At 61.6% G+C, this 23277-nt stretch carries 23 protein-coding genes; 4 read left to right on the top strand and 19 right to left on the bottom strand.

Annotated elements, in window-relative coordinates:
• Positions 1-201: 201 nt before the first annotated feature.
• From GKC30_RS08310 to larE, 9 genes are all read right to left on the bottom strand, one after another.
• On the bottom strand, positions 202-3432 hold the full coding sequence (locus GKC30_RS08310) for an efflux RND transporter permease subunit (protein WP_155933952.1): 3231 nt from the start codon (positions 3430-3432) through the stop codon (positions 202-204).
• 25 nt (positions 3433-3457) lie between these two features.
• On the bottom strand, positions 3458-4540 hold the full coding sequence (locus GKC30_RS08305; protein ID WP_155933950.1) for an efflux RND transporter periplasmic adaptor subunit: 1083 nt from the start codon (positions 4538-4540) through the stop codon (positions 3458-3460).
• Complete coding sequence (locus GKC30_RS08300) at positions 4540-5175, bottom strand: TetR/AcrR family transcriptional regulator (RefSeq protein ID WP_155933948.1); 636 nt, start codon at positions 5173-5175, stop codon at positions 4540-4542. Before GKC30_RS08300 ends, GKC30_RS08305 begins: the two co-directional genes overlap by 1 nt.
• A 348-nt stretch (positions 5176-5523) precedes the next feature.
• The gene (locus GKC30_RS08295) at positions 5524-6096 is read right to left on the bottom strand and encodes a TetR/AcrR family transcriptional regulator (protein ID WP_155933946.1); all 573 of its coding nucleotides are present in this window, start codon (positions 6094-6096) and stop codon (positions 5524-5526) included.
• A gap of 172 nt (positions 6097-6268) precedes the next feature.
• Positions 6269-7492, bottom strand: a complete 1224-nt coding sequence (locus tag GKC30_RS08290) for an ABC transporter permease (RefSeq protein ID WP_155933944.1) — start codon at positions 7490-7492, stop codon at positions 6269-6271.
• Positions 7489-8172, bottom strand: coding sequence for a DUF3431 domain-containing protein (locus tag GKC30_RS08285; RefSeq protein ID WP_155933942.1), 684 nt, complete (start codon positions 8170-8172; stop codon positions 7489-7491). Before GKC30_RS08285 ends, GKC30_RS08290 begins: the two co-directional genes overlap by 4 nt.
• Entirely contained in the window at positions 8165-9016 is an 852-nt protein-coding gene (larC, locus tag GKC30_RS08280) for a nickel pincer cofactor biosynthesis protein LarC (RefSeq protein WP_155933940.1), read from the bottom strand. Before larC ends, GKC30_RS08285 begins: the two co-directional genes overlap by 8 nt.
• Positions 9000-9794: a nickel pincer cofactor biosynthesis protein LarB gene (gene larB, locus GKC30_RS08275; protein ID WP_155933938.1), complete on the bottom strand. Its 795-nt coding sequence runs from the start codon at positions 9792-9794 to the stop codon at positions 9000-9002. The genes larC and larB overlap by 17 nt, the downstream gene beginning before the upstream one ends.
• Positions 9791-10567 (bottom strand): ATP-dependent sacrificial sulfur transferase LarE, encoded by a 777-nt coding sequence (gene larE / locus GKC30_RS08270; RefSeq protein ID WP_196772841.1) that lies wholly within the window; start codon positions 10565-10567, stop codon positions 9791-9793. The genes larB and larE overlap by 4 nt, the downstream gene beginning before the upstream one ends.
• A 159-nt stretch (positions 10568-10726) precedes the next feature.
• Between larE and GKC30_RS08265 the strand changes: the two genes are divergently transcribed.
• From GKC30_RS08265 to GKC30_RS08255, 3 genes are all read left to right on the top strand, one after another.
• Entirely contained in the window at positions 10727-11200 is a 474-nt protein-coding gene (locus GKC30_RS08265) for a MarR family winged helix-turn-helix transcriptional regulator (protein WP_155933934.1), read from the top strand.
• A 512-nt stretch (positions 11201-11712) separates the two neighbouring features.
• Complete coding sequence (locus GKC30_RS08260) at positions 11713-11985, top strand: helix-turn-helix domain-containing protein (protein WP_155933932.1); 273 nt, start codon at positions 11713-11715, stop codon at positions 11983-11985.
• Between the two features lie 11 nt (positions 11986-11996).
• On the top strand, positions 11997-12398 hold the full coding sequence (locus GKC30_RS08255; RefSeq protein ID WP_155933930.1) for a hypothetical protein: 402 nt from the start codon (positions 11997-11999) through the stop codon (positions 12396-12398).
• A gap of 60 nt (positions 12399-12458) precedes the next feature.
• On the opposite strand, the gene GKC30_RS08250 is transcribed toward GKC30_RS08255, so the two are convergent.
• From GKC30_RS08250 to GKC30_RS08240, 3 genes are all read right to left on the bottom strand, one after another.
• Complete coding sequence (locus GKC30_RS08250; RefSeq protein WP_155933928.1) at positions 12459-13769, bottom strand: ATP-dependent 6-phosphofructokinase; 1311 nt, start codon at positions 13767-13769, stop codon at positions 12459-12461.
• A gap of 120 nt (positions 13770-13889) precedes the next feature.
• Positions 13890-14897, bottom strand: coding sequence for a D-glycero-beta-D-manno-heptose-7-phosphate kinase (gene rfaE1, locus GKC30_RS08245; RefSeq protein ID WP_155933926.1), 1008 nt, complete (start codon positions 14895-14897; stop codon positions 13890-13892).
• Between the two features lie 175 nt (positions 14898-15072).
• Positions 15073-15996 carry a ParB/RepB/Spo0J family partition protein gene (locus GKC30_RS08240; protein ID WP_155933924.1) on the bottom strand — a complete coding sequence of 308 codons (924 nt, stop codon included), beginning with the start codon at positions 15994-15996 and terminating at the stop codon, positions 15073-15075.
• A 92-nt stretch (positions 15997-16088) separates the two neighbouring features.
• Between GKC30_RS08240 and GKC30_RS08235 the strand changes: the two genes are divergently transcribed.
• Complete coding sequence (locus GKC30_RS08235) at positions 16089-16514, top strand: hypothetical protein (RefSeq protein ID WP_155933922.1); 426 nt, start codon at positions 16089-16091, stop codon at positions 16512-16514.
• Between the two features lie 70 nt (positions 16515-16584).
• Here GKC30_RS08235 and GKC30_RS08230 read toward each other — a convergent pair whose 3' ends face one another.
• The 7 genes from GKC30_RS08230 to GKC30_RS08200 form a co-directional block, all read right to left on the bottom strand.
• Positions 16585-17358, bottom strand: coding sequence for a ParA family protein (locus GKC30_RS08230; RefSeq protein ID WP_367614039.1), 774 nt, complete (start codon positions 17356-17358; stop codon positions 16585-16587).
• A gap of 315 nt (positions 17359-17673) precedes the next feature.
• Positions 17674-18681 carry an NAD-dependent epimerase gene (locus tag GKC30_RS08225; protein ID WP_155933920.1) on the bottom strand — a complete coding sequence of 336 codons (1008 nt, stop codon included), beginning with the start codon at positions 18679-18681 and terminating at the stop codon, positions 17674-17676.
• A gap of 9 nt (positions 18682-18690) precedes the next feature.
• On the bottom strand, positions 18691-19455 hold the full coding sequence (locus GKC30_RS08220) for a slipin family protein (RefSeq protein ID WP_155933919.1): 765 nt from the start codon (positions 19453-19455) through the stop codon (positions 18691-18693).
• A 36-nt stretch (positions 19456-19491) separates the two neighbouring features.
• Complete coding sequence (locus GKC30_RS08215; protein WP_155933917.1) at positions 19492-20802, bottom strand: NfeD family protein; 1311 nt, start codon at positions 20800-20802, stop codon at positions 19492-19494.
• A gap of 61 nt (positions 20803-20863) precedes the next feature.
• Positions 20864-21607, bottom strand: coding sequence for a hypothetical protein (locus GKC30_RS08210; protein WP_155933915.1), 744 nt, complete (start codon positions 21605-21607; stop codon positions 20864-20866).
• The gene (gene coaBC, locus GKC30_RS08205; RefSeq protein WP_155933913.1) at positions 21583-22803 is read right to left on the bottom strand and encodes a bifunctional phosphopantothenoylcysteine decarboxylase/phosphopantothenate--cysteine ligase CoaBC; all 1221 of its coding nucleotides are present in this window, start codon (positions 22801-22803) and stop codon (positions 21583-21585) included. The genes GKC30_RS08210 and coaBC overlap by 25 nt, the downstream gene beginning before the upstream one ends.
• 4 nt (positions 22804-22807) lie before the next feature.
• Positions 22808-23269, bottom strand: coding sequence for a hypothetical protein (locus GKC30_RS08200; RefSeq protein WP_155933911.1), 462 nt, complete (start codon positions 23267-23269; stop codon positions 22808-22810).
• Positions 23270-23277: the final 8 nt, after the last annotated feature.

The raw sequence follows: 23277 nt of genomic DNA, 5'->3' as shown, positions 1-23277 counted from the left end.
GAAGGATGGTCATCCCAGGTCGGGCCGCACCCCCACGATACCCGCCCGAGACAGGACAGGCAACACCCGCCCACGCCGCCTTTCTGCAAACAGGAACTACTTCCCATCAATCCGGCCACATCCGCGTTGTCTAGATTTTTTCTCAAAAATCTCTAGACTTCCTTCGTTGTCGGCCTTGCCTTGTCTTCACACCCCATCCTATTAACCTGGGTCGCCGTCGGCAAGGCCGAGCTTGTCGGCGCGGCGCTCTTCCTTGCGCTCCTTGCGCTCCTTGCGGCGCATGAGCAGATCCCACTCTATGGGCATGACGAACAGGGTCAGGGCAGTGGCCACGCACAGACCCGTAACAAAGGTGGTGGCCATGGTTCCCCAGACCAAGGAGTAGTAGGGAATGCCCAGGGCCATGGGCAAAAGGCCCAGGGTTGTGGTCAGGGTGGTCAGCAGGATGGGCCTGAGCCGGATGCGTACGCCTGCCCTGATGGCCTCCTCGCGGGAATATCCGGCGGCATAGAGCCGGTTCATGAAGTCGAGCAGCACCAGGGAACCGTTGACCACCACCCCGGCCACCCCCACGGTGGCGATGAAGCTGTTGACCGTGAACAGCGACCGGGTCAGGAAGGTGCCGAAGACCACTCCGGTCAGGGCAAAGGCCACCGCTGAAAGGATGACCACCGGCTGCGTGTAGGACTGAAACTGGCAGGCCAGAATAGTGTAGATCAGCATGATGGCAATGAAAAACGCATACATGAGCGAGGTAAAGGACCGTCCCGTGGACTCGAACTCCCCGGCAAAGTCAAGCTTGGCTCCGGGGTACTGCCCCCTGACCGTCTCGTAGAACCCCCGCACGTCGTGAACCACGCTCTGGGCGCTGATGGGCGCTCCCGGTCTGATGTTGGCTGTGAGCGTCACCGAGCGCTGGCCCTGGAAGCGGCTCAGTTCCCCCGGCTCGCGGTAGGCGCGGACCTCCACAAGATCGCCCAGGCGCACCGGCCCGTCCGCATCCTCGATGACCGGGATGTCCAAAGCATCCTCGGGCTCGGCCACGAAGCGGCCATCTATCTTGAGCCGCACGTTGATGTCCTCGTCAGCGGTGCGGAACTTGCCCACGAAACGGCCGTCGAGCACGCCGCCCGCCAGGGCCGCCACCCCGGCCGGGGTCAGCCCGTGTTCCGCGATGCGTGCGGGCAGCGGACTGAAGCGGAAGACCCGGTTGTCCGAGCCAATATCCGTGCCAAAATCCAGAAGATACGGGGCGATGCGATCATTGGCCGTTATCCAGGCGGCCACCTCGTCCTTGAGTCCGGCCACGGCCACAGGGTCCGGCCCGAGCACCCGGATATTCAACTCCTTGCCAGCGGGGGGACCACCCTTCTCCGGCCAGACCTTCAGCGTCCAGCCTCCCTGGGCAAAGGGCGCGAGCCGGACACGCACCGCATCAAGCATCTTCTGGGGGTCGTTGTCCGGGGTGTCGATGAAATCGTAGCTTCCCTTGTCCGGCAGCTCAACAATGACAATGGCCCGGTTGGGACCGTACACGTTTTCATAGTCCTCGTTGATGTCCATGCCCCCGAGGGCCGATGCCGACCGGGTGGTGCCGGGGCCAAAATCCATGATGGCGCGGGAGACCGCCTTGGCCTTCTCCGAGGTGGTGCGTACATCCGTGCCCACCGGACCCTCCATGGACACATAGTACAGGGTGTACTCGTCGGGGAAAAACTTGATGCGCAAAAGCGGCAGGGTTCCTGTCACCGAGACAAGCAACATGACGATGGCCAGGATAAAGGAGCCGAAGACCACTCCCAGGGTTTTCCAGCGGTGGCGCATGGTCACGGACAGCACCGCCTCGGTCCAGCGCCTGAGGGCCACGAGAAAACGGGGGTCCGATGCCCGGCGTCCGGCGGTGCGGGCCTCCTTCTCCAGCTTGGCCGCGCCCGGCCAGTCCAGGAAATGGGCGGGCAGGATGAACAGGCATTCGATGAGCGATGCCCCGATGGCAAAGGACACGGCCTTGGGCACCAGGGCGAAGAACTCCCCGATATACCCGGTCATTATCAGCATGGGCAGGAAGGCGGCCATGGTGGTGGAGGTGGCCGCGACCACGGGCAGGAAGACCTCGCTGGTGCCGTCCACCACAGCCTCGCGCAGCCCTTTGCCCTCCTGGACGTGACGATAGATGTTTTCCACCACCACGATGGCGTCGTCCACGATGATGCCGCTGACCAGCACAAAGGAAAACAGGGTGATTTCGTTCAAGGAGTTGCCGGTCATGCGCATGATGACCATGGTGACCATGAAGGCGAAGGGCACCCCCACCGTGGTCAGGGCCGCGTTGCGAAACCCCATGACCAGCCAGATGCAAAGGCAGACCAGCGCGATGCCCACCAGCAGGTTGGAACCCAGGGTGCTGATGTTGTCGTTGACGTTTTCCCGCTGGTCCTGGGTCAGCACGGCCTCCACACCCTCTGCATCGAGGATAGGCCGGAACTCGGCCACCACCTTCTCCACCGCCGCGCCGATGTCCAGCGCGTTGCCCTCCGGTGTCTTGATTATCTTCACGGAGACCGCGTCGCGGCCGTTGACCGAAGAGATGACAAAGGGTTCGCGATAGTCGATGGCCGCCCTGCTCATGACATCGCCCACGGTGACAAAGGAGCCGTCGAGATCGCGCCGGATGATGGTCCCCGCCACCGCGTCCCGCGACCGGAACTTTTCGTCCACCACCAGTACATACTCGCCGGAATCGCTGACAAAAGACCCGGCCGCCACGGATACGTTGGCCGCCTCGAGCGCCTTGGCCGTTTCGTCGAAGGTCACGCCAAGGCGCATCATCCTGCCCGGATCAAGGGTGACGTGAAACTCGCGGGTGTACTCGCCGTTGACCTGCACTTCCTTGACCCCGGGAATGCGCTGCAGGGGTATCTTCATCTCCTTGGCCATCAAGGTCAGGGCGCGGTTGGACCGCTCGCCCACCAAATTCACGGAGATGACCGGCAGCCACTCGCTGATCCCCACCACCATGAACTTCGGCGGGTCCATCTCCCGAGGCAGGTCATTCTGAATGGACAACACCTTGAAGCGCAGTTCGTCATACAAAGCGTCGTAGTTTGTGTCGTCGACGAACTTGACCAGAATGGACACGCGCTGTCGAAACGACCTGGAGCGGATGAACTCGACGTTTTCCAGGTCTTCCAGCGCATCCTCGATCTTGCGGGTGACGAGCATCTCCATCTCGTCCGGGCTGGCTCCGGGCAGGAAGGCGCTGATGATCACCTTGCCCATACGCACGTCGGGATAGCGCTCCACCGGCAGGCTGAACAGGGCGAACACGCCGGCCACGGTGAGCGCCACAAAGACAAGGTTGACAAAGACCTTCTGCCCCAGGGTCAGGCTGACCAGCCCCCTGATGAACGAATTTTCTCCGGCTGCCGCCATTTTCTGTCTCCGATTGCCCGCCGTCCTAGGGGTGCAGCAGGAAGGTGTCGCCCGCTCTTACGTCCTGGCCGCTGACCCGGCGCATGCCGCCCCCGGCCGCGCCCAGCAGAACCACATGAACCCGCTCGCCGTCAGGAGTCATGAGAAAATGCTCCTCATAGGCCTTGATCAGGGCCGAGGCCGGGACCAGCACGGCCCCGCCCGGGTCCTTAAGGTCAAGGAGCAGCTCCACGCGCAGCCCGCCCCGGAACTCGAAATCGCCCTGCGCTATCTCCAGGTCCACGTTGATCTTGCGGCTCTGGGCGTCGAAACCGGGCGAGACCCTGGCCACGGCGGCAGCCACATCCTGGCCCAGATCCGTCAGACGCAGCGTCACCTCGCTCCCCCTGGGCCCAAGGGCGCGATATTCCTCGCTGGAAAGGGCAAACGGCACCAGCAGGACATCATAGCGTCCGAGTTCAGCCACCTTGGCCCCGCTGATCAGCCACTCCCCTGGCTCAATGAACCGGCTGACCACCTGCCAGCCCGGAGGCCCGAGCAGGGAAAACCGCTTCATCCGCTCCACCAGCACCCGTTCCTCAATCTGCTTGGCCCGCAGTTGCTGCAGTGCCGACTGGTGGGCGCGGATATTGTTGTCCAGGGTGGACTGGGGCGCGTTGTTGGAGCGCACCAGCCGTTCGTAGCGTTCCATCTCTTTCTTGTTGTAGGTAAGCTCGCTCTGCAGCCGCTGCTGGTCCGCCCGGTTGCCCTCAAGGTCCAGCTCGATGAAGGTGGTGTCCAGCTCGGCGAAGAGCCCGTGTTCGCCCAGGGTGTCGCCCACATCGGCAACCACCTTGTGCACCCGACCCGATTCCTCGGACACCAGGGTCATCAGAGTCCGCGCCCGCGTGAATCCGGTCAGTGCCGTGCGCCGGGGCGCGGCTTCGGCCACGAACACCTCGGCCGGGCCAGCCGCGTCATTCCCGGCCGTATGGCCCACTTCGGCCGCCGAGGCCTGCGCCCCGGGCTCCACAGCCGGGGCCGCATCCCGCGCTCCCCCGTCGCCGCCAGGGCATCCCGCCAGAAACAGAACCATCCCCATGGCCGCCAAAGCCTTGCCCCATCGCATCACTCGGCCTCCCCGCCACCGCACCGGCACCAGCCCGGCCGCAGCATGAAATCCATTACTCCGTCCACCAGCGACTCCAGATCAGCCCCTTCGGCCAGCAAGGCTACACGGCCCGATCGGATAAGCTGCGCCAGCCCGTGTACCCCGGCCCACAAGGAGAGGGTCACGACCTGTGCATCGACCTCGCCGAACACACCCGCGGCCACGGCCTGATCCATGATCTCCTGCACCAGGGCGTGAGACTCCTGAGAGCTGGCCGCCAGAGCCCCTTCCAGTTCCACCTCGTCACAATCCGCACAGAACATCAGGTGATAGTATTCAGGCTCCTCCATGGCAAAACGCAAGTATGCCACAACCTCTTCGCGCACACGGGTCAGCAGGTCCGGCCACTGGGCCGCCCTGGCCCGCTGCCCGGCCACGTATCGATCAAACCCTTCGGCGCGCAGGGTCGAGAGAATTTCCCGCTTGTTGCGGAAATACCTGTAGATGGCCGCCGGAGAATAGCCGATGGCCCCGGCAATGCGGCGCATGGACACATTGTCGAACCCCTCGCGCACAAACAGTTGCCGGGCGGCATCCAGTACCAGCCGCCGCATCCGCCCCCTGTCCCGCTCTCGCCTGGTCTTTCTGATCATGAGCGACCCATTAGCAAACACTGTTCACGATGTAAACGGTGTTCATCTTGCATAACCTGTTTCAGAGGTATTATTTCCAGCCCCCACGGCTCCTCATTCCAAGCGACACGTGTAGTCGCCTTGCAACCATTGCCGGGCCGGCAAGGGCGAGGTTGCGTCGCTGGGCTGGCATGGGGCAACGAAAAGGTTCGCCTCATCTCCACTTTCACACGCAGCAATCCTGATACGCGCTCGTCTTCGGCCCTTCGGCACAGCGGAGCCCTCAAAGGGTTGAGTTATGACAGGGGATAGGAAGGGCAGGCAAAAAGAGTCCCCGCACCGGGCCGGGGAAGAGAGTCTCCTCCCGATTCAGCGCAGGGATTCGAGAAGAGCCGAAACCAGGGGGAAGGTGAAGTCGCAGGCTTGGTCGGCGCTTGTGGTATCGTTGCGCAGGGCCAAAAGAATCCCGGTAAGGTAGTAGGAGACAAAGGCGCGGGCCGCCACAACATGGTCCGCATCTGCCCGGATTTCTCCATTGCGCTTGGCAGCCTCAAGCAGCGCCACCACCTGGACCGAGAACCGCCAGAACTGGTCCTCGAAAGGATCGCGCCAGCCGCCCCCGGCGCTGATGACGCCGAAAAGGATATCACGGGAGCTTTCGCGGTGATCCACCAGAAAGCCGTAGCGTTGGCGCAGCAAATGTTCCAACTGCCGCCCGATGCCGCTCCCCGGCAAACTGGCAACGGACTCCGCGGCCATGGCAATGAGGGCGCGTTCGTACACGGCCCTGTTCAGACCATCGCTGTCCGGGAACATCTCGCGGGCCTGCTGCGGGCTCAACCCCACCTGCCGGGCAAGGCTCTCCAGGTGCAAACCCTTTAGGTCCGATGCACGAAACCGCTCGCATGCCGCATCCAGCAGTTCGTCCCGCTTGTCTGCCATGTCTTCCTCCCTGGTTTCCCTCATGCCGGACTGTCCGATGCGCCCCGTGATGCGTCCATTATTATTTCCTCACCCCTGGTTTGGCACAGGCCGGACAACAACATAGCTGGCTATTTGTTTAACATAGCCGACTATCAGAACCGAGAATGGTTCTATTTCACAGTAAAGAGTATCAGCTCTTGAGCACGTCCAGGATCTCGATGCGTGCTGCCTGCCAGGCCGGATACGCGCCAGCAGCCACACCCAGCAGGCAGGAACCAACCAGGGTCATCGCCAGATTGGCTGGGTCGATGACCATGGGCAGATCCGCCACCGCGCTTCCCGCGGCGACCAGGGCCAGGGTGGTGGTCACGCCCAAGGCACCGCCCAGCCCGGCCATCAGCCCGGACTCGAAGAGAAACTGGCGTATGATGTCGCGCCGCTTGCCGCCCACGGCGCGGCGGATGCCTATCTCCACCCGTCGCGAGCGGACCACCAGAATCATGATGGAAAGGATGCCCATGCCGCCCACGGCAAAGGAAATGACCGAAGAGATGCCCCCAAGCGTGGACATCAGATCCAGCGCCTGTCGCTGCAGCTGCACCGTGTCCTTGGGCGACATGGTGCTGAAATCGTCGTCCTGACCCGGTGAGATGGAATGGCGCTCGCGCATGATGGCGGTGGCCGAGGCGCCCACCGCCTCCAGGGATGCCTCGCTTGACAGGCGCAGATACACGCCGTTGACCCAGTTCTGGTTGCCCACCCTGCGCAGATAGGTTGTCAGAGGCATGAGCAGGTATTCGTCCTGGTCTTCGCCCGAAAGGTCTCGCCCTTTGGCCTCCATCACACCGAGCACGCGGAAACTGGCCCGAAACAGATAGACTGACTGGCCCACCGCATCGGCTGGCTCGCCAAAGAGGCGGGCGGCGATGGACCGGCCAAGAACGCAGACCTTGGCATGGTCCCGGACCTCGGCGGCGTCGAAAAAGCGCCCGTATTCGGGATAAAAGCTTCGGATCGACTGGTAGCTGGGCAGCGTGGCCAGAAGTCTGGCCGGCGCGGCACGACTCCCGGAGCGGACCTGCATGGTTGCAGAGACAAACGGCGCACCCTCCAGGACCGAAGGAACTCCGCGGATCAGGGCATCGGCATCGGCCACCGTGAAGTTGCGGGCCACATTCTGGATCGAGGCCGTGCCTGAACGACGAAAACGGACCGACCCGGCCAAAACGGCATAGAGGTTTGGCCCGAGCTTTTCCGTCTCGATCTCGGCTTGGCGGACCATCATCTGCGAGACGTGCTCCACGCCGGTAAAGGCCAGCGCACCCAGGAACACCCCGAGCATGGCCAGGATGGCCCGCCATTTGTGGGCGGCCAGGGACGAGAGCGCAATGCGCAGGTTCAGGCTTGGCTTCATGCAAGGTCTCCCGGTTCTTGTGGATATATCTTGTTCCACGCCGTATTCCCGTTGAAAACGAAGTGCCACAACCTTTCAAAGGCATGGCCGGTGTTGTGTGCGTCGTCCGGGTCGGACTCGAACAAGCTCAAGGCATGCCGATAAAAGGCCAGGGGCCGGGCGTGCACCCTCTCTGCCGTGACTGCAAAGCACCCGGTGGCCCCGCGGGCCACGATCCCTTCCGGGGCCCTGGCATCAAACAACGTCTCAAAGACCTCCGCAACCGGGATGTCGCGCCCCCACCCGGCCCACCGACCCCGGCTTTTCAGCTCATGCAGATGGTGGGGGCGTCCGAGTCGGTCGCATTTGATGCGGAACCAGGCGAATCCCCGAAAGGGAATCTCCCTGACCACAACCTCTTCAATCATGGTCCGCAACTGTTCGACCGTGCCCCGCCCGTGCTCGTTGATGTGATCAAAGGGGTCTCCCTGAAGAAAGACGTTGACCGGCGCCAGGGAGTGATACCGACGCACGATATGGGTCATCCAGGTGTGTCCCTCTCTGCCGATGTTCGGCAGCGGAACCGCGCCGGGCAAGCCCTGGCCGCTCTTGTCGTACACCGTGTAATCGTACCCGAGCGCCTCGGCCCAGGCCACGTCTTCCCGGTACCTTGAAATGATCACCATGACTCGATCATCCATGTTCATGCCCCGCTGTGCACACTCCTTGATGGCGATCCCAAGAACTTTTAACCGCAACCGAGTCAATCACAAAGGCGCGTACATAGGTGGGCTGCTCGTCGCAGGAGCGACTGCCCGACCCATACCCGACAGCCAGGATGGAGCCCAAGGGCATGGGTCCGCAGCCTTCCGCAACAGTCCGCAAAACCGCCAGTCCCGTGGGCGTGGCCCGCTCCATCCCGCAGTCGGTTCCAAAGACAGGCAACCCCTTGGCCAGTTCGGCACAAGCCGGTGCCGGTACTGGCATTTTACCGTGGACACACTGCACGAATCCACTTCCGAGGTCCACGGGCGAACAATGGACGCTTTCGGCCCCCAACGCCTCGAGGAGAAGCATGGTTCCCGCAATGTCCACAATGGTATCCACAGCCCCGATCTCATGAAAATGGATGGCATTCAGGCTGGTGCCGTGCACCTTGGCCTCTGCCTGCCCAAGCAGGGTGACGGCCTGCACCGCCCGCTGCGCGGTGCGGCCCGCCATGCCGCTCGACTCGATAATCCGCACCAGGTCCGCATGATGACGAAGGGGCTGCTCCCGTGTCTGAAGCACCTCCACCCGGCCGGTGACGATGCCGCCCACGGAAACAGTGCTCCAGGCCAGCTCGAAACCATCGATACCCAGCCGGGCCAGCTCCCTGTCGAGAAAGACGGGGCCTGAGCCTGCGCCGTGCAGATCATCATATGCCTGGGCCAACGCGGCCAGGAGCATATCGCCGCTCACCCCTGAGGAACAGTCCAGGTATACGGTGCGCCCGATTCTTTCGGATCGGCTCCGGTCACACGCCGCATCATGCCTGGGTCGCATCTGCCATTTCCTCCAATGTCGGCCCGAGCCGGGCCGTTGCGGCACCCGCCGAGCGCATGTTGATCTTGTGCGCCAGAAACCCCGCCCCAAAGCCGTTGTCGATATTGACCACGGCCACTCCGGGCGAGCAGGAATTCATCATGGTCAGAAGTGCCGCCAGCCCTTGGAAGCTCGCCCCGTAGCCGACACTGGTGGGCACGGCAATGACCGGCGGCGACACCAACCCGCCCAGCACAGAGGGCAATGCTCCCTCCATTCCGGCCACGGCGATGATGGCCGCAGCGTCGGTCATCTCGTCCAGCACCGCAAAAAGCCGATGAATTCCGGCAACGCCGCAGTCAAAATGCCGCTCCACCCGGGAGCCCAGATATTCGGCAGTGCCTGCCGCCTCCTCTGCCACGGGCAGATCCGAGGTGCCAGCCGAGACCACCACGACCTTGCCCCTCGCCGCGTCTTCGCCTCCACCCACGCGAATCAGGCGTGACACAGGATCGTACTTGGCCCCCATGCCCGACAGGGCCTCGAAATGTTTCCGATCAGCCCGGGTGCCCAAGACCCGGCCGGAATGCCCGACCGCCGCCTCGAAGATGGCTGCCACCTGCTCCGGGGTCTTGCCTTCGCAATATATCACTTCAGGTCCGCCGGTTCGCTGCTGGCGGTGCATGTCCAGCTTGGCGCATCCCGCGCTCGTGACCAACGAGGCCATCAACAGCCCCTTGGCCTCCTCCCGTGTGATTTTTCCGGCGGCAAAGGCGTCCAGCACTGCGTCCGGCTTCATGGGCTCCACTCCCTGTATTGAACCGACCGCAGACCCGCGGACCTGATCACACCCAGGAACGGATCACGGTTTTTTTCTATAATTCCAGCGTACTGCATCGGATACTCCACGGTTGCCACCAGATCATCATGACGGACACGCACCGCTTCCACCCCAAGCCCGATCCAAAAAGACTCCAGACGTTCCACCTTTGCCAGCCCCTCGCGGGTCAGGGCAATGGATGGTGCCAGGCGGGTTGCCAGACAGCTCTCCGACGGCTCATTCCAATTGGGCAATCCGGCGGCGCGGGCCAGTCGGCGCACCCGCGCCTTGTCTATGCCCAGGCGCTTCAGCGGATGAAGAACGCCGCGCTCCTTCGCCGCTCGCAGTCCTGGCCGGGCAGGATCATCGTCTCCGTTGGTTCCATCCGCGATCACGCAGTTTTCACCCACATTTCGGCGAATCGAGTCGAATAGCGCGAGCTTACAGTGATAGCAGCGATCAGTCCCGTTGTCCCGCACGGCCTCGATCTCCAGCATCCGCAACGTGATCACCGCATGTCTGATGCCGATATGACGGGCAACGGCTCCGGCCCGCTCGAAATCACGTTGCGCAGTCAGCTCGCTCTGAACGGTCACGGCCAGGGGCGGCGGACCATGAGCGCCACAGTGCCACGCCGCCTGCGCGGCTGCCGCAACAAGACCGCTGTCCACCCCGCCTGACAAGGCGATCACCAGTTGATCGTCCTGCTTCGATTGGCGAACCATTGCTTCAATGAGCGACTTCAGTTCCATGCCGAAACCTACCGTACCCATAGCCCGGCAGCAACCCATTCCATACCGGCGGCACCCGATCTTCCGTTGCTGCCTCGCTCTCGCCCTTCCTGCATGGTTTGACTTCGGAACCCTGGCTCTATAGCCTGCTACCATTATGGCCCATCCAGGGAGTTCATCATGCACTACGAGCCTGACACTTTATTCTTTACCCAGCTTTCACGCTTTCAGCGGCTCTATGCCCGCAGTCTGTCGGCGCGTCTGACCCCCCTCGGCCTCCAATCAGGGTATCTGGGCGTTCTTCACTACCTCTGGCAGCGTGACGGAATCACCCAGAAGGATCTGCATGCCCTTATACCCGTGGAACAGGCCACCCTTTCCAACACCCTCCGCCGCATGGAGCGCGACGGGCTTATCGCCAGGACCGCGAATCCCGAGGACAAACGCTGTCATCGCATAACCCTCACGCAACGCGCCGCTTCCCTCAAACCCCAGGCCATGCAGGCCATCGCCGATCTGCGGGCAGCGGTGAACGCCGGTCTGACCGTCAACGATCGCCGCTATTTCCGGCGCATCATGCGACAGATGTCCGAATCCCTTGAGGATGACCAGCAAGACGCCCCTGTGCTATTGCTGGATGAGATTCGCCCTTGACGCTGCTTGCGCTGCTTCATGGTTGTTCCCCGCGCACCATGCAGCCACATATTACCGCAAAGGACGCAACCGCAACGCACAACAACGCGAACCTCTCCCCTTTGGGCTGTCCATCCCCCCGTCATCACTGCCCGCTTTCTGCAAGAAACCCCAATCGCATCCCTCCGCCCCACCCATTTTGGCCCAACTCTCTCGTCTTCCACTTTAATGCCTTGAAATAAAAATAAAACTTTTATACCCGCGGAGTTTTCCTCTCTGCCATTTCCTTGAGTTTTTCTAGACTGGTCCCCATCAATCCTTCTTTTCCGATAATTTTTTTTCGCTCCTTTTCCACTATTCTTTTCTCCTCTTTCTGCTATAAGGCTCCCTAATGCACCACAACGTCCTGTAATGTTGCCCCTTCGCGTTTTTTGGAGAAAAACTCTAGAGTTTGTGCGACAGCGTTGTACTTTGTTGACAACCTTTGACCGATTGTGTCAAAGAATGAACATCAAGAATACGTCTGCGACATTATGGACAACAAAGACACCCAGAGGCCTCCGCTCCTGCTTACGGTCCGCGAAGTGGCTGATCTGCTTCGGGTGCACCAGCGTACGGCGTACCGATTGATTATTGACGGCCGCATCAAGGCCATCAAGATCGGCAGCCAGTGGCGGGTCACGGAACCTGCCCTGATGGAATTCATCAACGGGGGTTGGCGGGAGTCGGCCGAGTCATCCCGCCAGGAACAGGCCCGAGACAAGGGCACGTCCGGTCCCGAACAGCTTAAGCTTCCTTTGGACTAAGGAGAGAGCGCATGTCGAAACGATTTTCAGGCGGCCACGACACCGACCCAGTGCTGAAGGTCAACCTACCCAATGATTTCGGCGAGGATGCCGCTGTTACGGGTCGGCTGATCGGCGAGGAAATGTATTTTGACGACACGACAGGCATGTTGACCATGGAGAAGCTCTACCGCGACGAACAAGGCCGCCTGGCTTACGGTATCATATCGGCCATCGGCCATGCCCGCGAGCGCAGGGCCTACCGTATCGAGGAGCGCGAGGAAAGCTGCATCGTCTCCAACGGGAGCATGGACCTTGAATTTTCCTACGATCAGCTTTTCGAGCTGCTGGCCGTGGCCATCGACTCGGAAAAGGAGAGCGCGAGCAGACAGGTGAGCGAGCAGGTCCGCCGCCGTCTGGCCGCCAACGAGTAGTTTTCCGGGCGTATTGCTCGACTGTCGCAGAAATGCTTGGGGGGCCTTTGGCCCCCCTTTTCATTTTTTCCTGAAATACGCCCCCTGCCCTGTGGCCTCCATGACCGAGGACCAATAATCCGAGTCGATGTTGAGGAACCTTTTTTTCGACGTGACCAGATCAAGGGGCAGATGGACCATGCTCGTCTTGATCTGGGTGACGACCATGCCGGTCTTGCCTGCCATGGCGGCATGCACGGCGTGCTGTCCGAGAAAACCGCAATAGACGCGGTCGTTGGCGTTGGCGGGCACGGAGCGGATGATGTAGCTTGGGTCGATGAACTTCATGTTCATCTCCAGGCCCCGCGAGTCGAAATGTTCTCTGGCCCGCCGAGCGATCAGGCCGCAGATATCCCCGAGCACGGCGTTTCCCGATGCGTCGGTTCCCTTCTCCTCTTCAAGGAGGCTCCTGCCCGCGCCCTCGGCGCAGACGACGAGGGCGTGGCCCCGCGCAAGCAGACGCCGCTCAAGGGCCATGAGCAACCCGTTTTCCCCGTCCAGCTCAAAAGGCTGCTCCGGGACCAGCAGGAAGTTCACCTCCTGCATCGCCAGTGTGGCCTGGGCAGCGATGAATCCGGCCTCGCGACCCATGAGCTTTACGAGCCCGACGCCCATGTCCATTCCCGTGGCCTCCACATGGGCGCACTGGATCGCCTCGGTGGCCTTTTCCACGGCAGTGTCAAACCCGAAGGTGCGGGTGATGAAATTGATGTCATTGTCGATGGTCTTGGGGATACCGATGACCGCGATCTTTCGCCGCCGGGCCTCCACCTCTTCCATGATGGCCTTGGCGGCCCGCATGGTGCCGTCTCCGCCGATGACGAAGAGAACGCTGATGTTCAGCCGCTCCAGGGCATCCACGATTTCGGCCGGGTCCTGCGGCCCACGCGACGAGCCGAGGATGGTCCCCCCGAACTGGTGGATGTCGGATACCGACTGCGGGGTCAGCTCCACGAGGTCATAGCGGTATTTGGGGATGAACCCCCTGAGCCCGTTGCGGATGCCGAGCACTGTGCGTACCCCGTAATGGTAGTGGCTCTCCATGACGATGGCGCGGATGACATCGTTGATGCCCGGGCACAGGCCGCCGCAGGTGACGATGGCGCACTTGGTCTTGGGCGGGTCGAAATAGAGGCGCTCACGCGGTCCGGCCTTCTCGAACTCGAGAAGCAGGCTGTCGTTGTCCAGCTCGGCAAGCTCCTCAGAGGTCATGACCAGGGATAGCGGCCGGGAGTCGTCGACATAGCGGGGATGACGCAGAGGCGTCGGTATCCTGGCCTGCCCCAGGGACGCAATGGCGGTGTCGGGGGAAGTTTTGGGCGCTGTGTCCATGGATCACCTTATGCCGGTTTGGCCGCTTGGCCTGTGGCGGTCCAAGCGCATTGCTGTTTTTTGTCCGGCCTTGCTGTCGGATTGATAACATCAAGAAAGCAAAGAGTTTTTATTTGCTGACTACCATTGTGTAAGGGTCGGCTCCGGCAGTTCGTCCACCGCCTCCAGCACATCGGTCGGCGTGGCAGTGGCCGCCCCCACCTGCCCGACCACGATCCCGGCCGCGTAATTGGCCAGGGTGCAGGCAGCGCTGAGATCCAAGCCCGAGGCCAGGGCCAGGGCCACTGTGGCGATGACCGTGTCGCCTGCCCCGGTGACATCAAAGACCTTGCGGGCAAAGGTGGGGATGTGTGTCACTTTCCCTGGCCCCTCGAAAAGGGCCATGCCGTCGCCGCCCATGGTCACGAGCAGATTGCGGCAGCCGAGGCGGTCAAAGAGGGCTCGCCCGGCCCTGATGACCGTGTCCTGGCCCTTGACGGGCAGTCCGGCCCCCTCCCCTGCCTCCTTGGTGTTGGGCGTGAGCAGGTCCACCCCATGGTAGAGGTCGTAGTTGACGGTCTTGGGGTCCACCAGAACCATTGGCCGCGGGTCGCACTGGGCGACCATTTCCATGAACCGGCACATGAACTCCGGGCAGATGAACCCCTTGCCATAATCCGATAGAACGATGACCGGAAAGCCGGGCAGAACCATTTGCAGATGGTTGAAGAGCTGGTCCAGTTCCGCGTCCTGAAGAGGCACGGACAACTCCTGGTCCACGCGCACAACCTGCTGTGTTCCAGCAATGATTCTGGTCTTCTTCGTGGTGGGTCGCGCTGGATCGCGAATCAGCTTTGTGTTCAGTTGCGCCTTGTTGCAGAGCCGGTCCAGCCGGGCGCCGTCCTCGTCCGTGCCCACCGTGGAGATCAGCAGCGCCTCGCCCCCGAGAGAGACGATGTTTCTTGCCACATTGCCCGCCCCGCCCAGGAGGGAGGTCTCCCGCTCGACCCGGACCACGGGAACAGGCGCCTCGGGAGAAATGCGCTCAACAGAACCGATCATGTAGTGATCAAGCATCAAATCGCCGATGATCATGACCTTGCCGCCTGCCAGCCCTCGCACTGCCTCACGAATGAACTTACGCTTCATGCCTTGTATTCCGAATGCTTCTCATGCGTTATTGTCGACCAGCCCAGGCTGCCGCCATCTTTGTTGGCCCGCCGATATCGCGGGGCGCCCGGGCACGGCATCACCACTTGATCACAGATTCGTCAATCAGCCCACAGGGCCGTCCTGACGTTCCCTTGATCCCCGGCGCTAGCTGTCAGTCAAGCTCGACGCCGAGTCTTTCCGCAAAGGACCGCAATTCCTCTTTGGAATTGTAAGCCACTGTTACCTTGCCCTTTTCCATAGTCCCGGAAATGCGAACCCTGACGCCCAGCAAACCGGAAAACGCCTCTTGCGCGGCACGCAATTCCGGGGACAGGGGCTCGGCACGCCGGGGGGCGTCGACCGTATCGGCCTTTGTCGTGCGCTCAAGTTCCTCGGCCCCGGGCAAGCGGCCGCTGCCCTTCCAGAACACGGCCTGCGCCTCGGCCTGACGCACTGTCAGCCCGTTCTCCACTATGCGCTTATGCAGCTCGGCCTGCGCCGCTGCATCGGCAATACTCATAATGGCGCGGCCATGGCCGGCGGACACGGCCCCGGCCTGGATGTCCTGGCGCACCGCCTCGGGCAGGGAGAGCAGACGCAGCGAATTGGCCACGGCCGAGCGGCTCTTGCCCACCTGTCTGGCCAATTCCTCCTGGCTCAAACCGAACTCCCGCTGAAGCTGCTGATAGCCCAGGGCCTCTTCAATGGCGTTGAGATCCTCGCGTTGCAGATTCTCGATGAGTGCAATGGCCAGGCTCTCCTGGTCGGTCATCTCGCGGACCAGGGCCGGAATCTCGCCAAGGCCCGCCTGCCGGGTGGCGCGGAGTCGGCGCTCGCCAGCCACCAATTCGTAGCGCCCTTCGCCAACGGAGCGCACCAACACCGGCTGGAGCACCCCGCGGGCCCGGATGGAATCGCACAAATCGTCCAGGGCGGCCTGGGAAAACTCCCGGCGCGGCTGATACGGGTTTGGCGCTATGGCTTCAACACTAATCAGGCGCACCTCCGCCGAAGCCGATGTTTTCTGCGCATCCTCGCGCACACCGCCCAGCAGCGCGTCCAGCCCCCGTCCAAGTCCTCTGTTGCCTGCGACCATGGCCCCATCTCCTGTTCTTTGCATCATGCGCCTTGCCCCCAGGGGCGATAGCGCCTATAACGCCCCGACAACCACGAACCATCGGAGCAGACATGTCTGATCACATCACCGAACTCTACGACAAGGACGGAACCCTCATCGGCGCCCTGCTCTCCGGCCCGGCCTGGACCCGCACCCGGTCCGCAGTGCTGGAGGCCCTGGGCCTGCGCGACGCGGCCGAACCAGCCCATGGGCCCGAGCCCCTTGCGGAATGGGAGACTCTCACCCAATACTGGGATTTCGCCTACCCCGTGGACACGGATGTCCACTGCGAGCATTGCGGCAATTCCACCCAGGACTGGCGCGGGGATGAACCGCGCAAATTCCGGCTGACTTCCGCCAACCTGGCTGGCCTGGTTTCCTTTGTCTGCGCCAACTGTCGGGCCAAGGTGACCAAAAAGCACTTCAAGGACAAGATCAAGACCGAGTGCACACCCTTCACCCCTGAAAAAAACAGCTCCAAAGAGGGTCGATACTGATCATCCGGCGAGCGATCACGATGATCACAACCTCTCATCCAGCCTGCAACCATGACGATGTAACGCCTTGCTACGCCCGGCCAGTGGTGCTTTTTGCCACCTCCTGCGCCAGGGCGAGGTAGGCTTCGGCCCCACGAGACTTGATATCATAGTCGATCACGGGCTTGCCAAAGCTCGGAGCCTCGGACAGGCGCACATTTCTCGGTATGATCGTCTCAAAGAGGTGCTGGGGAAACGCCTTGCGCACCTCGTTTTTCACCTGCCACGACAGCCTGTTCCTTGAGTCATACATGGTCAGGACCACCCCAAGGATGCCCAGGTCGGCGTTTAGCCGCTTTCGAACCAGCTCGTATGTCATGAGCAGCTGCGCAATGCCCTCCAGGGCGTAATACTCGCATTGAAGCGGCACTAACAGCTCGCTTGCCGCGCAGAGCGCGTTGACAGTGAGCAGGCCAAGGGACGGCGGGCAGTCGATAAGGATATACTCGTACTCGGCGTCCACCCCCATGAGCAGATCGCGCAGGTAGTACTCACGCCCGAGCTTGTCCACAAGCTCAATCTCGGCCCCCACCAGATCCTGGGTTCCCGGAAGGATGTCCAGAAAAGGAATATCCGTCTTGTAGATGGCTTTTCCCACATTCTTCGGCTCGAACAGGACGGAATAGATGTTCTCACGCTTGTCGCCCGGATAAAAGCCAAGGCCGCTTGAAGCATTACCCTGGGGATCGAAATCCACCAGCAAGACCCGCTTCTCCATCACGGCCAGAGAGGCGGCCAAGTTCACCGAGGTGGTCGTCTTGCCCACTCCGCCCTTTTGATTCGCTACAACGATTCTTCTCGCCACGGAATCCTCACTTGTGCCCTGCGTTTTTTGCCCAAGCTCCGTGTTTCACGTGAAACACGCTGCGCGGGCTCGAAAATGTTTCACGTGAAACGCTTGCGCCCTGACCATCACTGTTCCTAAGCCAAGTGGCAACCGAAGGCAAGGGGCCCCCGATGCAAGCCGAGAAAAAAGTGTGTGTATGACGGAGAAATCAAGGTGACAGCCCCCGACAGGCCGCCCAGAAGAAGGCTGGCGTGCGCGGCAGCAGCCTCGCGCAAGGAACAGGAGGTTGAAACAAAAAAAGCCCGGCCCTGAATAGCCGGGCCGGGCAAAGAACTACGCTTTGTAGTACTGTCGGTACCAATCGATGAATTTGCGGATGCCTACCTCAATGGAGGTGCTGGGCTTGAATGCCACATCCCGCTCAAGGTCACGCACGTCTGCCTCGGTGGCCGGTACGTCGCCGGGCTGCATGGGCAGGTAGTTGTAGATAGCCTTCTTGCCGACCACCTCTTCTATTACCTCTATATAGCGCGACAGCTCGACCACCTGGTTGTTGCCGATGTTGTAGACCCTAAAAGGCGCTGAGCTGGTGCAGGGGTCGGGACTGTCTCCGTCCCAGGCGGGGTTTGGAGCCGCCGTGTTGGCAACCACGCGGACAACGCCCTCGACGATGTCATCGATGTAGGTGAAGTCCCGGCGCATCTTGCCGTAGTTGAAGACATTGATGGGCTCGCCAGCCAGGATGTTCTTGGTGAAAAGGAACAGGGCCATGTCCGGCCTGCCCCATGGCCCATACACTGTGAAGAAGCGCAGGCCGGTTGTGGGCAGGGAGTAGAGGCTGCTGTACGAGTGGGCCATCATCTCGTTGGCCTTTTTTGTGGCTGCATAGAGGCTCATGGGATGATCAACCCCGCGGTGCGGGTCCAGAGGCATGTGCGTATTGAGCCCGTACACCGAGCTGCTGGACGCGTACACCAGGTGCTCCACTCCATTGTGTCGGCACCCTTCAAGAATATTGAGAAAACCGACGACATTGGAATCAATGTAGGCCCTGGGGTTGTCGATGCTGTACCGGACTCCCGCCTGTGCGGCCAGATTGACCACATGGGTGAAGCCCTCGCTGCGAAACAGCTCGCTCATGGGTTGATCATGCTCAAGGCTGATGTTCACATGCCGGAAAAGGGGGCTCTCGCCCAGGACCGAGAGCCGCGCCTTCTTCAGATTGACATCATAGTAGTCATTGAGGTTGTCGAGCCCGACAACCTCGTGCCCCTGGCCGACAAGGGCGCGGGAGAGATGAAAGCCGATGAATCCGGCGGCACCTGTAACAAGAATCTTCATGAACGGTCTCTATTCCTTGGTTTGCGCACCGCCCTTGCCGGGCATCAGTGCATTAAGGATGTCAAGGGGGATCGGCAGTACCGTGGCGGACTTGCTCTCCGACGCCATCTCCCTCATGGTCTGCAGGTAGCGCAACTGCAAGGCGGCCGGGTGGCGGGCAATGATCTCAGCGGCATCGGCCAGCTTGGTGGCCGCCTGAAACTCTCCCTCGGCACCGATGACCTTGGCCCGGCGCTCGCGCTCCGCCTCGGCCTGCTTGGCCATGGCCCGCTGCATTTCCTGGGGCAGGTCAATGTGCTTGACCTCCACTGTGGTCACCTTGATACCCCAGGGGTCCGTATGCTGATCGAGTATGGCCTGTATTTGCGTGTTGACCTTGTCGCGATGCGAAAGCAGGTCGTCAAGTTCGACGCCACCACATACGCTACGCAAGGTGGTTTGCGCAAGTTGCGAAGTGGCGAACATATAATCCTCTATTTCAAGGATCGCCTTGACCGGGTCAATGACCCGGAAGTAAATCACGGCATTGACCTTGAGGCTGACGTTGTCCTGGGTGATGACATCCTGATGGGGCACGTCCAGCGCAAGGACGCGCATGGAAACCTTGACCATCTTGTCAAGCACGGGGATGAGAATGATCAGCCCAGGGCCTTTGGCCCCGATGCAGCGGCCAAGCCGGAAGATGACGCCGCGCTCGTACTCGTTGAGCACACGCAGGGCCGAGACCACAAACGCGATCACCAGGGCCAAAAGAATGATTTGCGGAATAAGCATGTTGCCTCCTGACCGGAAACCTTTGGTATCCGGGAGTTAAGAGCCCAAAGGCCCAATTTCAAGCGTCAGAGCGTTTGCGGACACAACCTGGACCCTCATGCCGCGCCGAGGCGAAAAATCGCCTGACGCCCTCTTGGCGGCCCAAATTTCGCCTCGCAGGAAAATCTGACCTGATTCGCCGTCCCAGTCCAGCACTTCCGCCTCCTGGCCGACCAGGGCGGGCAGCCCCAGGGGGCGCTCCACCCTGCTTGAACGTACCACAAGATAGACCAGCGCCGCAGACGCCCCCGAAACCACGAGCACCGGCAGCAGCAGGAAGGACATGGGAACGGACAGTGTGCCATAGTCATCGCGGAACAGGAGTACAGAGCCGATGAACATGGCCACTGCCCCGGCCACGGAAAGCAACCCATAGCTGACGATTTTGATTTCAAGCAGAAAAAGCACCAGGGCAAATCCGAGAAGCAGCAGGCCGGTGACATCCGTGGGCAGCACAGACATGGCATAGAGGCCGAGCAAAAGGCAAAGCCCGCCAAAAACGCCGGGAAAGATGGAGCCTGGATGGGTTATTTCGATAAACAAACCGAGCATGCCGCCCATGAGCAGCAGGTAGGCCACCTGGGGGTGCAGGAGCCAGGAGAGAAAGGAGTAGCGGAATCCGGGTTCATAATCGGTAATCTGGATCTGACCGGGATCAAAGGTGATGGTGGCCCCCTCGTGGAGCACACCCGCCCTGCCCGCCTGGACCAGGAAGGCACGATCTGTCTGGGCCAGCAGATCGACAACGCGGGCCTCCAGCGCCTCGTTGGCGGTGATGGAAACGCTCTCGGTCACGGCGCTGGCATACCATTCGCTGTTTCGACCTCTGGCCTCGGACACGGCGCGCACAAGGCTTGTGAAGTCCTGTGTGACCTTCTTGGCCATGGTGCCGTCGATCTCGGCACCGCCCAGGCCCACAGGCGAGGCGGCCCCGATGGTGGTCTGGGGAGCCATCCCGGCCACGCTGGCCGCTGCCACGAGAAAAACCCCGGCCGAAGCGGCGCGGGCCCCGGCAGGACCCACCCAGACAGCCACAGGCATTGGCGCATTGAGAATGGTGGAAACCATGGCCCGCATGGAATCGCCAAGGCCGCCCGGAGTGTCGAGCACCAGCAGAAGCATGGAGCTCTGCTGTCGCACGGCGTGGGCAAGCGCATTGTCAAGAAGTTCGGCCTGGGCCGGGCTGATGGGACCGGACACGGTCACGCGGGTCACGCCGAATGTCCGGTCGTCCGCAGGAGAGGACGCCGGAAAACAGACGCAGACCAAAAGGAACACTGCGGCAAGGACGCGGATCAACTGGCGCATGACGACTCCTGGGTAAGAGGGTTGCCCCCACTCTACACGACCCAAGCGGTCGGGAAAAGGATCAGTCGGCACCAAGACGCAAAGCAGCGAGAACGTCGACAGCCATCTGCTGCTCGTGAGGCAGGCGATTCATCAGCTCTGCCAGGGGCGGCAGGACATGAATGGTGACATGCTCCCGGAAAACCTTGTCGCATCCCTGCTCGGCATCGGGGTGGATCACGCCAAGGGCATCGTGTCCGAAGCAAACGATGTGCTGGGTACGCCAATGCTCCCACCCTCTCCAAAACATGGCCCCGTCGGGTTTGAGGGCACCGTCGTGGCAGGCGGCAACGGGCCAGAAGGCCGTGGTGCCGCGAGGCCAGCGCAGATGTGTGATCAGGTTGCGCAGAACAGCGGATCGGCGGGTGTCGGCGTGGCCGGAGAGGTCAAGTCCCAGTTCCAGGTAAGTCCAGATGATGCGCGGCGAGGGAGCGGCCTTAGAAAAATAGGTGGCCCAGGGCTCGGGCAGGCCTGGGTTGACGGTCGCGGAAGGAGACTGCCCAGAGGGCGCTGCTGGACGCGGCGGTTGCTGCCTTGACGCGGTGGAAAGGGGCTGACCCCCCTGCCCTGGCCGAGCTGCGGCCCACTGGTTGTCCGCCGTGGGAGGAGTTGGCCGCCGGAGAGGCGCACCTCCCCGAGCAGCACCAGAGACTGGTTCGGCGGCAACTGGCGCGGCCCTGCCCGGAGCGTAAAGAAACTCCAGCCCGCAATCCACCAGCGAGCGCAGATGCTCCGGGGTGTTCAGTCGAGCAGCAGGTGATCCCATAATCTCCAGGCAACCTCGGTTTTGGGCAGCAGAGGCCAGGATTCGGCACGGCCTGCGGCGTCAAGAACATACATTTCATTGGTTGGCGTACGAAAGCCGCTGCCGTGGCGGGAAACATCATTGGCAGCGATGAGGTCGAGGCCTTTGGCCTTGAGCTTGCGGGCAGCCTCGTCTCGTGGGTCGCAAGTTTCAGCGGCAAACCCGATAAGTCGCTGGTCTGCCCTCTTGCTGTCGCCCAGGGACTTGAGAATGTCTGGGTTGGGGACAAAATCGATATGCAGCGACGTGGCGCCGGACTTCTTGAACTTGCCTGGGCCATGGGGCTCGGGGCGAAAATCGGCGACGGCAGCCGTGGCGCAGCCAATGTCCATCAGGGGCCAAAGGTCCAGGCAGGCAGCGTGCATCTCAAGGGCTGTTTGCGTTGGAATCACCGTGATCCCGGACGGAAAAACCAGATCGACCGGACCGGCCACCACCGTGACATCCGCCCCGCGCAAATGGGCGGCCATGGCCATGCAGGCGCCCATGATGCCGCTCGACGGATTGGACCAGAAGCGTACGCCGTCCCAAGGCTCCCGCGTGGGCCCAAGAGTGACCAAAACCCGCTGACCTGCGAGATCCTGCGGCGATATGGCCCTGAGTACAGCGGTGATGATCTCTTCAAGGGATGCGAGTCGGCCTGATCCGGTATCGCCGCAGGCCACCGAACCAGCGTCAGGCTCGACGCGGATAAAGCCCAGGTCCGCGAGGATGTCCCAGTTGCGCCTGGTGGCTGATGCCTCCCACATGCGCGGATTCATGGCCGGAGCCACGATACGCGGACCGGGAAAGGCCAGGGCCTGACAGGAAAGCATGTCGTCGGCAATCCCGTGGGCCAGCTTGGCCAGTATGTTGGCCGTAGCCGGGGCAATGACCAGAGCATGGGCGGTCTGGCCTGGCTCGAGATGCCCGAAGACGCTGGCCGAGTCAGCCCCTTGGTCAAACATGGATCCATAGACAAGAGAGGCTCCCAGGGCCTCAAAGCTGAGAGGCGTCACAAAACGGGAACCGGCCTCGGTCAGCGTGGCAGACACGGTAATATCGGCGTCACGAAGGAGCCGCAACAGCTCGAGGGAACGGAAGGCGGCAATGGAACCGGCCACACCCAGATGGACGCGGCGCCCCATGAATCCGGCGAACCGGAAATGGTCCTGCATGACGCTACTTGCCCTGGCCGGTAAGGGAGCCGTCCTTGACCTCCACCGCAATGATGGTGGTGGTGGCGGTACCGAACCCGTCATCGACCTGGATGACGCAGCTCTTGTTGAATTTCTCGAAATTGAGCACCGACAGCTTGCCCGCCTTGTTGTTTGATACGAGGGTCCAATTGTCCTTGGCCATGTTGTTGATGAAGTATTGGACCAGTTCCAGAACCTGGACACGGCCCTTGAACTTCATGATGGCTGCCCGGAATTTGGCGTTGTCGAGCTTGTAGGACTCGTTCTCGACATACTTGATCTCCTTGGGGATCAGAATGTCGTCGAAGTCATAGTAGTAGTCAGGCTCCTGATATTGCGTGGCCGTGGTGGCAGAAGAGTCTGAGCCGCCGGACCCGGTGGTGGCGCATGCGGAAAGGGCGAAGACCAAAGCGAGAACAATGAGAAGTTTGCACTTGGAAAGCATGGATTCCT

The sequence above is a fragment of the Pseudodesulfovibrio alkaliphilus genome (assembly GCF_009729555.1).
Classification (GTDB): domain Bacteria; phylum Desulfobacterota; class Desulfovibrionia; order Desulfovibrionales; family Desulfovibrionaceae; genus Pseudodesulfovibrio; species Pseudodesulfovibrio alkaliphilus.
This window is presented reverse-complemented; position numbering and strand designations above follow the sequence as displayed.

Excerpts from the sequence above, each read along its gene's own strand:
- coaBC (WP_155933913.1), bottom strand. The coding sequence starts at position 22,803 with ATGCAGGACCATTTCCGGTTCGCCGGATTCATGGGGCGCCGCGTCCAT.
- GKC30_RS08305 (WP_155933950.1), bottom strand. The coding sequence starts at position 4,540 with ATGCGATGGGGCAAGGCTTTGGCGGCCATGGGGATGGTTCTGTTTCTG.
- GKC30_RS08250 (WP_155933928.1), bottom strand. The coding sequence starts at position 13,769 with ATGGACACAGCGCCCAAAACTTCCCCCGACACCGCCATTGCGTCCCTG.
- GKC30_RS08255 (WP_155933930.1), top strand. The coding sequence starts at position 11,997 with ATGTCGAAACGATTTTCAGGCGGCCACGACACCGACCCAGTGCTGAAG.
- larC (WP_155933940.1), bottom strand. The coding sequence starts at position 9,016 with ATGCGACCCAGGCATGATGCGGCGTGTGACCGGAGCCGATCCGAAAGA.
- GKC30_RS08200 (WP_155933911.1), bottom strand. The coding sequence starts at position 23,269 with ATGCTTTCCAAGTGCAAACTTCTCATTGTTCTCGCTTTGGTCTTCGCC.
- rfaE1 (WP_155933926.1), bottom strand. The coding sequence starts at position 14,897 with ATGAAGCGTAAGTTCATTCGTGAGGCAGTGCGAGGGCTGGCAGGCGGC.
- GKC30_RS08210 (WP_155933915.1), bottom strand. The coding sequence starts at position 21,607 with ATGGGATCACCTGCTGCTCGACTGAACACCCCGGAGCATCTGCGCTCG.
- GKC30_RS08310 (WP_155933952.1), bottom strand. The coding sequence starts at position 3,432 with ATGGCGGCAGCCGGAGAAAATTCGTTCATCAGGGGGCTGGTCAGCCTG.
- larE (WP_196772841.1), bottom strand. The coding sequence starts at position 10,567 with ATGGAACTGAAGTCGCTCATTGAAGCAATGGTTCGCCAATCGAAGCAG.
- GKC30_RS08285 (WP_155933942.1), bottom strand. The coding sequence starts at position 8,172 with ATGGATGATCGAGTCATGGTGATCATTTCAAGGTACCGGGAAGACGTG.
- GKC30_RS08300 (WP_155933948.1), bottom strand. The coding sequence starts at position 5,175 with ATGATCAGAAAGACCAGGCGAGAGCGGGACAGGGGGCGGATGCGGCGG.
- GKC30_RS08220 (WP_155933919.1), bottom strand. The coding sequence starts at position 19,455 with ATGCTTATTCCGCAAATCATTCTTTTGGCCCTGGTGATCGCGTTTGTG.
- GKC30_RS08240 (WP_155933924.1), bottom strand. The coding sequence starts at position 15,996 with ATGGTCGCAGGCAACAGAGGACTTGGACGGGGGCTGGACGCGCTGCTG.
- GKC30_RS08290 (WP_155933944.1), bottom strand. The coding sequence starts at position 7,492 with ATGAAGCCAAGCCTGAACCTGCGCATTGCGCTCTCGTCCCTGGCCGCC.
- GKC30_RS08215 (WP_155933917.1), bottom strand. The coding sequence starts at position 20,802 with ATGCGCCAGTTGATCCGCGTCCTTGCCGCAGTGTTCCTTTTGGTCTGC.
- GKC30_RS08265 (WP_155933934.1), top strand. The coding sequence starts at position 10,727 with ATGCACTACGAGCCTGACACTTTATTCTTTACCCAGCTTTCACGCTTT.
- GKC30_RS08260 (WP_155933932.1), top strand. The coding sequence starts at position 11,713 with ATGGACAACAAAGACACCCAGAGGCCTCCGCTCCTGCTTACGGTCCGC.
- GKC30_RS08225 (WP_155933920.1), bottom strand. The coding sequence starts at position 18,681 with ATGAAGATTCTTGTTACAGGTGCCGCCGGATTCATCGGCTTTCATCTC.
- GKC30_RS08235 (WP_155933922.1), top strand. The coding sequence starts at position 16,089 with ATGTCTGATCACATCACCGAACTCTACGACAAGGACGGAACCCTCATC.
- larB (WP_155933938.1), bottom strand. The coding sequence starts at position 9,794 with ATGAAGCCGGACGCAGTGCTGGACGCCTTTGCCGCCGGAAAAATCACA.
- GKC30_RS08295 (WP_155933946.1), bottom strand. The coding sequence starts at position 6,096 with ATGGCAGACAAGCGGGACGAACTGCTGGATGCGGCATGCGAGCGGTTT.